Source organism: Bradyrhizobium sp. Tv2a-2 (genome assembly GCF_000472425.1).
Lineage (GTDB): Bacteria > Pseudomonadota > Alphaproteobacteria > Rhizobiales > Xanthobacteraceae > Bradyrhizobium.
Genome location: NZ_AXAI01000010.1, coordinates 47,611 through 59,698 on the forward strand (window position 1 = coordinate 47,611; position 12,088 = coordinate 59,698).

The 12,088-nt window shown below is 63.9% G+C and carries 10 protein-coding genes; 5 read left to right on the top strand and 5 right to left on the bottom strand.

Translation table 11 applies throughout. The features are described from left to right. Window positions 1-45: 45 nt before the first annotated feature. Window positions 46-1,839 (bottom strand): peptide ABC transporter substrate-binding protein, encoded by a 1,794-nt coding sequence (locus tag A3AI_RS0121550; protein WP_024517561.1) that lies wholly within the window; start codon window positions 1,837-1,839, stop codon window positions 46-48. A gap of 185 nt (window positions 1,840-2,024) precedes the next feature. Continuing rightward, on the bottom strand, window positions 2,025-2,291 hold the full coding sequence (locus A3AI_RS0121555) for a DUF7662 domain-containing protein (protein ID WP_024517562.1): 267 nt from the start codon (window positions 2,289-2,291) through the stop codon (window positions 2,025-2,027). Window positions 2,292-2,479: 188 nt separating this feature from the next. Here A3AI_RS0121555 and A3AI_RS0121560 point away from each other — a divergent pair, with 188 nt between their 5' ends. Next, window positions 2,480-3,952: a sensor domain-containing diguanylate cyclase gene (locus tag A3AI_RS0121560; RefSeq protein ID WP_024517563.1), complete on the top strand. Its 1,473-nt coding sequence runs from the start codon at window positions 2,480-2,482 to the stop codon at window positions 3,950-3,952. Window positions 3,953-4,063: 111 nt separating this feature from the next. Here the strand turns inward: A3AI_RS0121560 and A3AI_RS0121565 are convergent, their stop codons facing one another. After that, window positions 4,064-4,942 carry a UTP--glucose-1-phosphate uridylyltransferase gene (locus tag A3AI_RS0121565; RefSeq protein ID WP_024517564.1) on the bottom strand — a complete coding sequence of 293 codons (879 nt, stop codon included), beginning with the start codon at window positions 4,940-4,942 and terminating at the stop codon, window positions 4,064-4,066. A 183-nt stretch (window positions 4,943-5,125) separates the two neighbouring features. On the opposite strand from A3AI_RS0121565, the gene A3AI_RS0121570 reads away from it, so the two are divergent. Next, window positions 5,126-6,523, top strand: coding sequence for a lytic murein transglycosylase (locus tag A3AI_RS0121570; protein WP_024517565.1), 1,398 nt, complete (start codon window positions 5,126-5,128; stop codon window positions 6,521-6,523). A gap of 169 nt (window positions 6,524-6,692) precedes the next feature. Next, window positions 6,693-8,426 (top strand): SGNH/GDSL hydrolase family protein, encoded by a 1,734-nt coding sequence (locus A3AI_RS0121575; protein WP_024517566.1) that lies wholly within the window; start codon window positions 6,693-6,695, stop codon window positions 8,424-8,426. A 295-nt stretch (window positions 8,427-8,721) separates the two neighbouring features. Here the strand turns inward: A3AI_RS0121575 and A3AI_RS0121580 are convergent, their stop codons facing one another. Beyond that, complete coding sequence (locus A3AI_RS0121580) at window positions 8,722-9,456, bottom strand: SDR family NAD(P)-dependent oxidoreductase (protein WP_024517567.1); 735 nt, start codon at window positions 9,454-9,456, stop codon at window positions 8,722-8,724. Window positions 9,457-9,587: 131 nt separating this feature from the next. Here A3AI_RS0121580 and A3AI_RS0121585 point away from each other — a divergent pair, with 131 nt between their 5' ends. Continuing rightward, window positions 9,588-10,367, top strand: coding sequence for an SDR family NAD(P)-dependent oxidoreductase (locus A3AI_RS0121585; protein ID WP_024517568.1), 780 nt, complete (start codon window positions 9,588-9,590; stop codon window positions 10,365-10,367). A 106-nt stretch (window positions 10,368-10,473) separates the two neighbouring features. Next, window positions 10,474-11,364, top strand: coding sequence for a TauD/TfdA dioxygenase family protein (locus A3AI_RS0121590; protein ID WP_024517569.1), 891 nt, complete (start codon window positions 10,474-10,476; stop codon window positions 11,362-11,364). A 40-nt stretch (window positions 11,365-11,404) separates the two neighbouring features. On the opposite strand, the gene A3AI_RS0121595 is transcribed toward A3AI_RS0121590, so the two are convergent. After that, window positions 11,405-12,067 (bottom strand): YqgE/AlgH family protein, encoded by a 663-nt coding sequence (locus A3AI_RS0121595; RefSeq protein WP_024517570.1) that lies wholly within the window; start codon window positions 12,065-12,067, stop codon window positions 11,405-11,407. Between the last annotated feature and the right edge of the window lie 21 nt (window positions 12,068-12,088).

Sequence of the window (12,088 nt, forward strand, 5' to 3'; positions counted from 1 at the left end):
CGGCTTACGATGTTGATCCGATCATACGAGCGCTGCAGGCACGGATCAGCTCTCCCGGTACCAGTTCGCGATCTGCCAGAGGTCGTTGTCCCAGCCGCTTCCGTGCGCGACCACGCCATTTTTCACAGCGGTGGCCTTCGGGCGGTTGATTTCCGGCAGGATGTAATGATCGGCACAAACCAGATCATTGAGCCGGATGAACATTGCCGCCCGCTTGACGGGATCGAGCTCGTGCTGGGCCTGGCGAAAGACGTCGTCGTACTCCTTGTTTTGCCAGCGCGTGATGTTGCGGCCCTGCCACTTGTTCTCCTTGGTTGCGACCTCCGCGGAGGTGAACTGATTCATGAAGAACTCCGGATCAGCCTGCGGCATGGTGGTCTGGTACATTTCCATGTCGCAGTAGAAATGCGTATAGGTGTCCGGATTGGCGGCGTCCGACGAGAAGAACACTGAGGCGACGACCGATTTCAATTCGAGCTCGATGCCGGCCTTCTGGCAAGCCTGCTTGATGATGGCCTGGTTCTTCTGCCGCGGCGCGTTGATCGAGGTCTGGAAGGTGAACTTGAGCTGTTTGCCGTCCTTCTCGCGGATGCCGGACGATCCCTTCTTCCAACCCGCCGAATCCAGAATCTGGTTGGCCTTATCGATGTTGAACTCGAACTTGTTGTTTTTCGACCGGAAGCGCTCGGGATTATTGAGGAAGATTCCAGTGGCGATGCCGGCGCGGCCATAGATGAATTTCTGAACCGAGCCGCGGTCGATCAAGAGGTTGAGCGCTTCGCGCACGGCCGGATCTGACAACAGCGGATGCTTGGTCTTGATGCTGGCGCGCTCGCCGTCAACCTCTTGGGCCGGATCGGTGACATTGAGCAATATGAACTCGATACCGCCACCGGGATCGTACGACATCTTGCCTTGGCCGCCATTTTCCAGCTTCTGCAGGATCTCGTCCTCGACCTGCACGTTCCAGGCAAAATCATATTCGCCGGTCTGCAGCACCGCGCGCGCCGCGGAGACAGCGTCACCGCCCCCCTTGATTTCGACCGTGTCGAAGTAAGGCCTGCCTTCCTGGTGGTAGTTTGGATTGCGCTTGCCAGACACCGTATCGCCCGGCTTGAAGTCGACGAACAGATAGGGACCCGTCCCTACCGGCTTCAGATTGGTCGGCGCCTCGCGCGACTTTCCGCCACTATAATCCGCAAACAGGTGTTTGGGGATGATCAACCCGTAAGAGGCGACAAACGCGTTTGCCCAGAACGGTGTCGGCTGCGCAAAGGTCATGCGTACCGTGTGGTCGTCGATCTTCTCGACCTGCTTGACGTCCTTGTAGCTGCCGATCGAGACCGCCGCCGTATCTGGATTCTTCGCGTACTCCCAGTTGAAGATCACGTCGTCGGCGGTGAAGGGCACGCCGTCATGCCATTTGACGTTCTTCTTCAATTTCCAGATCACGGAGAGGCCGTCCTCGGTGAGGCCGTCATTTTCCTTGCTCGGAATTTCAGTGGCGAGGATCGGGACCAGGTTGCCGTCCGGGTCCCATCCGGCCAGCGGCTCGTAGAACAGGCGACAGGCTTCCTGATCCTTGGTTCCAACCGCAAAATGCGGATTGAGCAGGGTCGGCGCCTGCCACAACAGGAGCTTCAGTGCGCCGCCCGCGCCTTTGGGAGGCTTGTAGGAGATCGGGCCCTCAGCAGCCATGGCCACCCCTGACGCGCTCAGCATCATGCCGGCTATTGGCGCGGTGAGCCCCAATCCGACCATGCCCTGCACAAACGCGCGGCGCGACAGCCGTCCGGTCTTGACCTCATCGATCAGGGTCCGAAGTTCCTGCTCTTTCATTGGGTGGCTCCAAAATGGCACTTAACAACGGCGCTTATTGCGGCCTTGGTTGCAACTTCGGCCGCTCCAGGCGCCGGGGGAGGCGCGAAAGTGGATCAGCTTAAGCGTTGCCTGTCAAAGCAGATTCCGGGCCAACTTTGGGTGTAGCGCTCTCAACTCCAACGGGATTTGATCGCTCTCGCGCTTTAGCGCCGGCCGCGCTCTTGCTTCATCCGCGCAAAGCGCACGCTTTTTCCGTCGGGCATGCGATTGGCGACGAAGCCGGCAGCGAGGCACGCCTCGCGCTGTGGCATCTTCTCCTGCGGACTGCGCAGGCTGTCCCACCAGGAGGCGCGTTGCGCCGCACGCGGCAGCGCGTCACCGATGATCTCCTCGATCTGTTCGAAGCTCAGCACCAGCTCCTGCTGCTTTTGCTTCATCAAGTAGTCGCGCAAGCTGTCGTAGTCGTTCACGAGGAAACCCCAGGGTCATCCAAAGCATCGCGCGGCCGACCAACTCGGCCAGCGCGTCCGCATCGATCCGGCAAGAAAGCGTTAACTGATTAATGCGGCGTTGTCGTCACTTAAGCCGCCGGCAATGATTAAGGGGCATGCAAAAGAAACGTCAGGAAAGAATTTGATCTTTTGAAATTGCAGCGGGCATGGGCAAACGCACCGGGCGGCTTTCGGCAAGGCTATTGATCGCCTCCTCGGTGGTGACGGTGATCGGCTTTTCCGCGATCTGTGCCAGCGTCATGCTCGACATGCGGCGCGGCGTCGAGGAGTTGGCGCGGCAGTCGCTGGAAAACCTCGCCACCGGGATCGAGGCCGATATCAGCCGCAACATCGAGCTGTACGACCTGTCGCTGCGCAACGTCGTCAACAACATCACCGCGCCTGAGATCGCCGGCGTCTCCAGGCCGGTCCTGCACCTGATCCTGTTCGACCGCGCCGCGACCGCCAAGCATTTCGGCGCGATCCAGGTGTTCGACGTCAAAGGCAAGCTCACGGTCGATGCCGCGAGCCTCGATCCGATGCCGGAGAACCGCGCCGACGAGGAGTATTTTACCGTACATCGCGACAACCCGGATGTCGGGCTGTTCATCAGCAAACCGATGCTGCACCGGGGCGCCTATTCCATCGTGCTGAGCCGGCGCGTCAACGGCCCGGACGGCAGCTTCTCAGGCGTGGTTGCGGGCTCGATCCGCTTTTCCTATTTCCACGAGCTGTTCGGCTCCTTGAGCCTCAGCGAGGGCGACACCATCACCGTGCTGCGCAGCGATCGCACCATCATGATGCGCACACCGTTCGACCTCGACGTGATCGGCAAGAATCTCAACGATCGGCACGACTGGAATCCAGACAATCTGCAGGACGGCGGTTCCTATGCCGGCACCGGACCGGTCGATGCGACGCCGCGGCTTTATGTGCGGCGCGGCGGCAACGGCCCGCTGGCGGTAATCGTGGGCAAGCCGCTCGATACGATCTTCCGGTTGTGGCGCGTCCAGGCCAGCCGCATCGGCGCGGTCATGCTGGCGCTGATCGTGTTCGCGATCGCGGTCACGCTGGTGCTGGCGCGGGAGATCAACCGTCGCGCCCAGGCCGAGAGCAGGCTCGAGGAGATGGCCACGACCGACGCGCTCACGGGCCTGCGCAATCGGCGCAAATTCGATCAGACCATCGAGAACGAATGGCACCGGGCGATGCGGCACAAGATGCCGCTGTCGCTGTTGATGATCGATGCCGATCATTTCAAGGCCTATAACGACACCCACGGACACCAGGCGGGTGACCAGGTCCTGATCGGCATCGCGATCTGCATTTCCGATGCGGTGCGGCGCGCCGCCGATTGCGCCGCGCGCTATGGCGGTGAGGAGTTCGCTGTGCTGTTGCCGGGCGTTGCCGGAGCGGACGCGATGAAGGTCGCCGAGAACATCCGCGAGAGGGTGCTGGTCTGGTCGGGCGCGGACAATCTCTCCACCGTCAGCGTGGGCGTCGCGGCGGTGACGCCGACCGCCGTCATGGACTGGGCCATGCTGGTGCAGGCCGCCGACAAGGCGCTCTACGCCGCCAAGGCGGCAGGCCGCAACCGTTGCGAACTCGCGGCCAGTCCGGCGCTGTCGCTGGTGGCGTGATCTGTCATTGCGAGGAGCAAAGCGACGAAGCAATCCAGAGTCGCGCGCGTGGTTCTGGATTGCTTCGCTTCGCTCGCAATGACGCGATAGCAGCTGACGGCCCCGCTGTCCTCAAGTCCCCAGATACTTCTTCATCTCCTCGCGCAGGCCGTCGCGCAGGTCGGGCCGCGCCATGGCATAGGCGATGTTGGCGCGCAGGAAGCCTGACTTCGAGCCGCAATCATGCCGTTCGCCCGCGAACTCGACGCCGTAGAAATTCTGCGTCGCGCTCAAGCCGATCATGGCGTCGGTGAGCTGGATCTCGCCACCGGCGCCGCGCGGCTGCGTGGCAAGAATTCTGAAAATGTCCGGCTGCAGGATGTAGCGGCCGGTGATCGAGAAGTTCGACGGCGCGGTGCCCTTGGCCGGTTTCTCGACCATGCCGGCGACCTCGAACATGCTGCCGCCATGACGCTTGCCGACGCCGCAGATGCCGTATTGATGGGTCTGGTCGGCGGGTACTTCCTGGACGGCGAGCAGGTTGGATTTGTCGGGCAGCGCCTGCGCGGCCTCCACCATCTGCTTCAGGCAGCCCGGCGAATGCAGCACGAGCTCGTCCGGCAACACCACCGCGAACGGTTCGTCACCGACAATGTCGCGCGCGCACCATACGGCGTGGCCGAGCCCCAGTGGCGCTTGCTGGCGCGTGAACGAGACCGCGCCGGCTTGCGGCTGGTCGCGCGCCAGGATCTCAAGCTCGGCCCTCTTGCCGCGCGCCTCGAGCGTTGCATCGAGCTCGTACATGCGGTCGAAGTGATCCTCGATCGCCACCTTGTTGCGGCCGGTCACGAAGATGAAGTGTTCGATGCCGGCCTCCTTGGCCTCATCGAACACATACTGGATCAGCGGCTTGTCGACGATGGTCAGCATCTCCTTCGGCATCGCCTTGGTGGCGGGGAGAACGCGGGTGCCGAGACCGGCGACCGGGAAGACGGCTTTGCGAATTTTCATGGGCTTGATCGGATATCCTGACGGGGATGCAAACGGCGCGGGACTTGACCCGAGTTGGTAGCCGCTTTGCGGCCGGGGACAAGGGTTAGTCTCTTCCTAACGTTAAAAGTTGACTTTTGTTAAACTATTGGAAACCGGCAAGAGGCCTCCTGAAAGCCTGATTTGGCAGGGACAGGGTAGGGCATGACAAAACGCATGGAACCTTTGGCGCGGACGGTGGCGGGTGCGCTTTTGGTCGCAGCCGTCCTCGGGGTTGTTATCCCCGGACCCGCGCTGGCGCAGAGCAGCAGCGGCCTCTCCAGTCTGTTCGGCGGCCTGTTCTCCGGACCAAAGGCCGATGCTCCCGCGCCGGTGCCCGGCAGCAATCCACCCGCGCCAAATGGAGCCGTAGCCTGGAGCGGCCAGGATGGCGCCTCCGGCCATCCCCTGATGACGGCGGATGCGATCCGGCAGGCGGCGGCGAATTTCGACAATTGCATCGCCGGCATGTGGCCCGATGCGGCCCGACGCAATATCAGCCAGGACAGCTTCCAACGCTTCACCGCAGGCCTCTCGCCGGACCTGCGCATCATGGACCTGCTCGACGCGCAGCCGGAGTTCACCAAGTCGATCTGGGATTATCTGGACATCCTGGTGAACGACAACCGGCTGGCCAAGGGCCGCGAGACGCTTGCCAAATACAAGATGCAGTTCGACACCACCGAAAAGGCATATGGCGTCGACCGCTACGTCATCGCGGCGATCTGGGGCATCGAATCCAACTATTCCACCCAGATCGGCGACCGCAGCGTGCTGCAATCGACCGGAACGCTTGCCTGCATCGGCCGCCGTCAGCCTTATTTTCGTGACGAGTTTCTCTCGGCGCTGGAAATCCTGCACCATGGCGACCTGCGCCCCGAGCAGATGCACGGCTCCTGGGCCGGCGCTTTCGGCCCGACCCAGTTCATGCCGACCGCATTCAAGCGCTATGCGGTCGATGCCGATGGCGACGGCCGGAAGGACGTGGTCGACGATCCCATCGACCTGATCGCCTCCACCGCCAACAACCTGAAGAAGGACGGCTGGCAGACCGGCCAGGCCTGGGGCTACGAGGTCAAGGTCCCGCAGGGTTTCAACTATATGCTGGCCGACCGCGCCAGGACCATGACGCTTGCGCAATGGGAGCATCTCGGCATCACCCGAGCCACCGGGCAGGCCTTCCCGAACGGGAACGAGAAAGCCTATCTGCTGGCGCCCGCCGGGGCCGAGGGCCCGGGCTTTCTGATGCTGCAGAATTTCCGGGTGATCATGAAATATAATCCGGCCGAGGCCTATGCGCTGGCGATCGGCCATTTCGCCGACCGCCTGCGCGGCGGACAGCCCTTTGTCCAGCCCTGGCCGCGCCAGGAGCGCGAATTGTCGCGGGAAGAGCGGCTGGAGCTGCAGCAGTTGCTCGCCCAGCGTGGCTTCTACCGCGGCACCCCGGACGGTCAGTTCGGTGGCGAAACCCGGCAGGCCTTGCGCAATTTCCAGGCCTCGATCGGGGCGCCCGCGGACGGTTTCGCCTCGGCAGACATGCTGGAACGGCTGCGCGCACATTAATACCGCTTGTTTCAGGTCCGAAAGTAACCGTGAACAGCACATTTTGCCGCCGGCCTTGACGAGGGCGGTATCGGGTCGATTTATGGCGGCGAGAATTCGCCCGTTTGCGGCCCTATTGCGCTATTATGTTCGCACGGCCGTTTGACCCCGCTTTGCGCCCGAAAGCCGCATGAGACAGAAACCGTTCAGGAAGCTCTTGACCGAGGCCGGCCCGCTGATTGCGCTGGCCGTTGCCGTCGCGCTCCTGGTCGGCATCGTGGGACCGGCGTCCGCGCAATTCTTTAATTTCGGCGGGCCGTCACGGCCCGCACCGCGCTCCAGCGGCGGCGGCTGGTTCGGCGGTGGTGGCTGGTTTGGCGGCGACTTCTTCTCGCCGTTCCGGCCGGAGCAGCAGCCCAAGCCGCGAGTCTACCAGGATTTCTCCAAGGCGCCGCCGCCGGAGAAGCGCGACCCCAACATCGTCCCCGAGCGCAACGTGCTCGTGCTCGGCGACGGCATGGCGGACTGGCTCGCCTACGGCCTCGAGAGCGCCTACGCCGAGCAGCCCGAAATGGGCGTGACGCGGAAAGTGAAAAACAGCTCCGGCCTGATTCAGTACCAGCCCAAGGGCCCACCCGCGGATTGGGCCGCCGCGACGCGTGACATCCTCGCCACCGAAAAGCCCGACGTGATCGTAGTGATGCTTGGGCTCAACGACCGCATCCCGCTCCGCGAGCCGGTGGCCGAGAAGAGCGACAAGGCTGCGGACAAGAAAACCGACAAAAACGTCCGCAAGCCCGATGGCAAAGCGACCGACGCGAAATCGGCCAAGGACGGCGATGCCGCAGCCAAGCCCGACGACAAGGCCGCCGCCGACAGCGAACTGCCGCAGGACGACGCCGAGAATGCCGATAAGCCGGCAGCCGCGCCGGAAAAAGCCGCGCGATCGCCGAACGGGATCTATCAGTTCCACGACGATCGCTGGGTCGAGCTCTACGAGAAGAAAATCGAGGAGATGATCGGCGTGCTGAAGTCCAAGGGCGTGCCGGTGGTCTGGGTCGGGCTGCCCGCAGTCCGCGGCCCGAAGGGCACGGCCGACACGCTATTTCTGGATTCGCTCTACCGCGACGCCGCCGGCAAGGCCGGCATCACCTATGTCGATGTCTGGGACGGCTTTGTCGACGAGGCCGGCCGCTTCATGCAGAAGGGCCCGGACTTCGAAGGCCAGCCGCGCCAGCTGCGCTCCTATGACGGCGTCTATTTCACCTCTTACGGCGCTCGCAAGCTCGCGCATTATGTCGAGCGCGAGATTACCCGGCTGCTCGCTGCGCGCTCGGGACCGATTGCGCTGCCGACGGAGCCCGCAACCCCCGACTCCAATGTCGTCCCTGGCCAGCCCGCGCCGCGGCCGCTGGCAGGGCCGATCGTGCCGCTGGTCGCTGCATCGGTGAATTCCGACCAGTTGCTCGGCGGCCCGGGGACGCGGCCCGCGGCGGTCGATGCACTGGCCGCACGAACCATGGTCAAGGGTGAGCCGCTGGCCCCGCCGGCCGGGCGCGCCGACGATTTTTCCTGGCCTCGGCGGGAGGTCGGGTACGAGCCCGCCAAGGGTGATGTGCCGGTGGCGTCCAAGGAGCCGGCTGCGCCTGCGGCCGCTGCGCCCGCGCCGGCCGCTGGCACCTCGCCCGAGGTCGCCGCCGTCAATCCCAATGCACAGCAGAAGCAGGCGCCGAAGAAGCCGCCGCAGCAGGCGCCGGCGCAATCGGCCGGGCCGAACCTGCGTGACTTCTTCGGCTTTGGCTCGCCGGCACCCGCGCCTGGGCCCGCGCCCGCGCCAAGGCAGATCGCGCCGACGAGGCCGCCGCTAGCACCCGGCGTTCCACGCCCACCGGCGAACGTCGGCCACTCGGCCGCGATGCAGTGATCTAAAGCGGGATGAGATCTGGTTGAAGCGTCATCGCGCTTCAGGTCTTTGATTGGGCACGATCTTTTCGGAAAACCGCTACACACTTTTCCGGATCATGCTTTAGGCACGCTACCCGTACTTGCCTCGCCCCGCACGGAGGGAGAGGTCGGATTGCATCGCAGATGCAATGCGGGTGAGTTGGACTCACCGCACACTCATCAGCTTCCGAATTTGTGGATGCAAGCCACTCACCCCGCCCTCTCCCGTGAAGGACGGGGAAAGGGCGAGCGGCATCTGTACTGTTCGTCGAACCTCAGAGAATGAGCCCGCCGTCGACGACGATCGTCTGACCGACGATGTAGGATGCCAGCGGCGAGGCCAAGAACAGCGCGGCGCCGGCCATGTCGGCGGGCGTGCCCAGCCGCTTCAACGGAATCCTCTCCAGCGCGCCTTCAAGACGCTTTGGATTCGCCGTCGTCACCTTGGTCATCTTGGTGTCGACAAGGCCGGGCGCGATGCCGTTGACGCGGATGCCGTCGTCCGCCCAGGCTTCGCCCAGTGTTCGCGTCAGCCCGACGGCACCGGTCTTGGAGGCGTTGTAGGCCGGGTTGCCCATGGTCGAATGATAGGCCGCGGTCGAGCTCACGATGATGACCGAGCCCTTCGTCTCACGCAGCATCGGATGAAATTTGCTCGCGCAGGCCATCAGGCTCATCAGGTTCACTTCCATCACCTTGCGAAATCCCGCCATCTCGAACTCGCCGCGGCGGTAGATCACCGCGCCCTGCGCCAGCACCAGCACATCGAGCCGCTCGAAATAGGGATTGAAACGCTCGACCGCCGTGGCATCGGCAACATCGAGCCGCGTGTAATCGAGACCTTCGAGATGCGAGCCATCATCGGCTGAATAATCGGCAGCCCCGGCGCGGGTGCCGCACACCGCAACGCGCGCGCCGTGGGCGCGAAAGGCCTGCGCGATGCCGTTGCCGATCCCGCTGGAGCCACCAATCACCAGCACCTGCTTGCCGCTGAAATCGAGCTCGTTCATTTCCCTCACCCTCGTTTGAACATTCCTCCCGACGGAAAAGCCGTTTGGATTTTTTCCTCGTCGCGGTTTGACCGGGTCCGGCATCAATGCCAGCCTGTCGGACCCGCCATTATCTCACAAACGAGCCTCAGATGTCCGATATCAAGCAGCTCAGCCGGTCGGTCAAGGGATTGACCGTGCTCATCACGGGTGCGGCGAGCGGCATGGGTCGAGCCACCGCCCATGTCTTCGCCGACGAAGGGGCCAAAGTCGCGGTGACGGATTTCGATGCCGACGGCGCGCAGCGCGTCGCAAGCGAGATCGCCGGGCGAGGCGGCGTGGCCAAAGCCTGGATGCTCGACGTCGCCGACCGTGGCGCGGTCGAGACCGTCGTCGCCGATGTCGCGACGCAGTTGGGCGCGCTCGACATCATCGTCAACAATGCCGGCATCTCGGTACGCGTCGCGATCGACGATCCCGGCTATGACGAGGCGTGGGGACGCGCGCTCGCGGTAATGCTGACCGCGCACCAGCGCATCATCCGCGCAGCCCTGCCGCATCTGCGCCGCTCGCAATGCCCGCGCATCGTCAATATCGCCTCCACCGAAGCGCTCGGTGCGACCGCGCTGCACAGCCCCTACTCCGCGGCCAAGGCCGGCGTGACCGGGCTCACGCGCTCGCTCGCGGTCGAGCTCGGCCGCGAGGGTATCATCGTGAACTGCATCTGCCCCGGCCCGATCAGGACTGCGATCACCGACCGGATTCCCGAGGAGCACAAGACCATCTACGCCAGGCGCCGCACCGCGCTTGGCCGCTATGGCTTGCCGGAGGAGGTCGCGCACATGACCTTGAGCCTGTGCCTGCCGGCGGCCTCGTTCCTGACCGGTGCGGTGATCCCGGTCGACGGCGGGCTGATGGCGCGCAATGCATGAGGCGAAGGCATGCGCCGCCGAGCGTTGACATGAGGCGGCCCGAGAGTAGCTTTTTGAGCAAAGGGGCGCTGGCGACACCGCGCCGCAAAATAGCGGGAGAAATGCCATGGCGATCGCGATCCGCCAGCTGCAGAAGCACTTTGTCGGCGAGGTCAGCGGCCTCGATCTGCGGCAGCCTTTGACGCCTGACCAGGCCCGCGAGATCGAGGCCGCCATGGACCAATATGCCGTGCTGGTCTTCCACGGCCAGGACATCACCGACGCACAGCAGATGGTGTTTGCGCTGAATTTCGGTGAGCGAGAGAACCCGCGCGGTGGCAACGTGATCAAGCAGGGCGAGCATCGGCTCGACTCCCCCCTGAACGATGTCTCCAACCTCGGCAAAGATGGCAAGCCGCTGCCGCGCGAGCACCGCACCCATCTGTTCAATCTCGGCAACTGCCTGTGGCATTCCGACAGCTCGTTCCGCCCTGTCCCTGCGAAATTCTCGCTGTTGTCGGCGCGCGTGGTGAACCCGAAGGGCGGCAACACCGAATTCGCCGACATGCGCGCCGCCTATGACGCGCTCGACGATGAGACCAAGGCCGAGATCGCGGACTTGATCTGCGAGCACTCGCTGATGTACTCGCGCGGCTCGCTCGGCTTTACCGAGTACAGCGACGAGGAGAAGGAGATGTTCAAGCCGGTGCTGCAGCGCCTGGTGCGCACGCATCCCGTTCATCGCCGCAAGTCGCTGTATCTGTCCTCGCACGCCGGCAGGGTCCTAGGGATGAGCATGCCCGAGGGGCGGCTGTTGCTGCGCGACCTCAACGAGCACGCCACCCAGCCGGAATTCGTCTACGTCCACAAATGGACGCTGCACGACCTTGTGATGTGGGACAACCGCCAGACCATGCACCGCGTCCGCCGCTACGACCAGTCGCAACCCCGCGACATGCGCCGTGCCACCGTCGCCGGTACCGAGCCCACCGTCGCACAGCAGCAGGCGGCGGAGTAGCTCTCGTCGTTCCCGGCGAAGGCCGGGACGACGGCGGAAGTCAGGCATGCCCCGCTTCGTTCGAGAGCATGCCCGGATCTATCCCGATCTTGCGCAGCGCGCGGGCGTACTTGTCATCGAGCTCGTCGCCGAAGACGAGATCGGCATCCGCATCGCAATGCAGCCAGCCGTTCTCCTGGATCTCGTTCTCGAGCTGGCCCGGCGCCCAGCCGGCATAGCCGAGCGCGAGGATGGCGTACTTGGGCCCCTCGCCTTTCGCGATCGCCTTGAGGATATCGACGGTCGCGGTGAGGCAGATGCCATCGGCGATCTTGAGCGTCGCATTGGCGATATAGAAATCGCCGGAATGCAGCACAAAGCCGCGGCCGGTGTCGACCGGGCCGCCACGCAGCACCTTCATGCTCTCCGCATTGCCCGGCAGCTTGATCTGCTCGGACTTGTTGATGATGTTGAGCTGCACCAGAAGCTCGGGAAAGTCGATGCTGCCCGCGGGGCGATTGACCATGATGCCCATCGCGCCTTCGGACGAATGCGCACAGAGATAGATCACCGAGCGCTCGAAACGCGGATCGCCCATCACAGGCATCGCGACCAACAGCCGCCCGTCGAGATAGCCGTGCTTCGACGAGTCCCCGGACGAATCCTCTCCGCGGCCCGCCGCCTTGCGGCGAAGCTCGCTCGGTCCTTTGCCTTCAGGGTCCATCCGCAAAGCTCTTGCCATGTC

What these genes read in the sequence shown, in the direction of transcription:
- A3AI_RS0121550 (WP_024517561.1), bottom strand. Translation starts at nt 1,839, where the DNA reads ATGAAAGAGCAGGAACTTCGGACCCTGATCGATGAGGTCAAGACCGGA.
- A3AI_RS0121560 (WP_024517563.1), top strand. Translation starts at nt 2,480, where the DNA reads ATGGGCAAACGCACCGGGCGGCTTTCGGCAAGGCTATTGATCGCCTCC.
- A3AI_RS0121565 (WP_024517564.1), bottom strand. Translation starts at nt 4,942, where the DNA reads ATGAAAATTCGCAAAGCCGTCTTCCCGGTCGCCGGTCTCGGCACCCGC.
- A3AI_RS0121570 (WP_024517565.1), top strand. Translation starts at nt 5,126, where the DNA reads ATGACAAAACGCATGGAACCTTTGGCGCGGACGGTGGCGGGTGCGCTT.
- A3AI_RS0121575 (WP_024517566.1), top strand. Translation starts at nt 6,693, where the DNA reads ATGAGACAGAAACCGTTCAGGAAGCTCTTGACCGAGGCCGGCCCGCTG.
- A3AI_RS0121580 (WP_024517567.1), bottom strand. Translation starts at nt 9,456, where the DNA reads ATGAACGAGCTCGATTTCAGCGGCAAGCAGGTGCTGGTGATTGGTGGC.
- A3AI_RS0121585 (WP_024517568.1), top strand. Translation starts at nt 9,588, where the DNA reads ATGTCCGATATCAAGCAGCTCAGCCGGTCGGTCAAGGGATTGACCGTG.
- A3AI_RS0121590 (WP_024517569.1), top strand. Translation starts at nt 10,474, where the DNA reads ATGGCGATCGCGATCCGCCAGCTGCAGAAGCACTTTGTCGGCGAGGTC.
- A3AI_RS0121595 (WP_024517570.1), bottom strand. Translation starts at nt 12,067, where the DNA reads ATGGACCCTGAAGGCAAAGGACCGAGCGAGCTTCGCCGCAAGGCGGCG.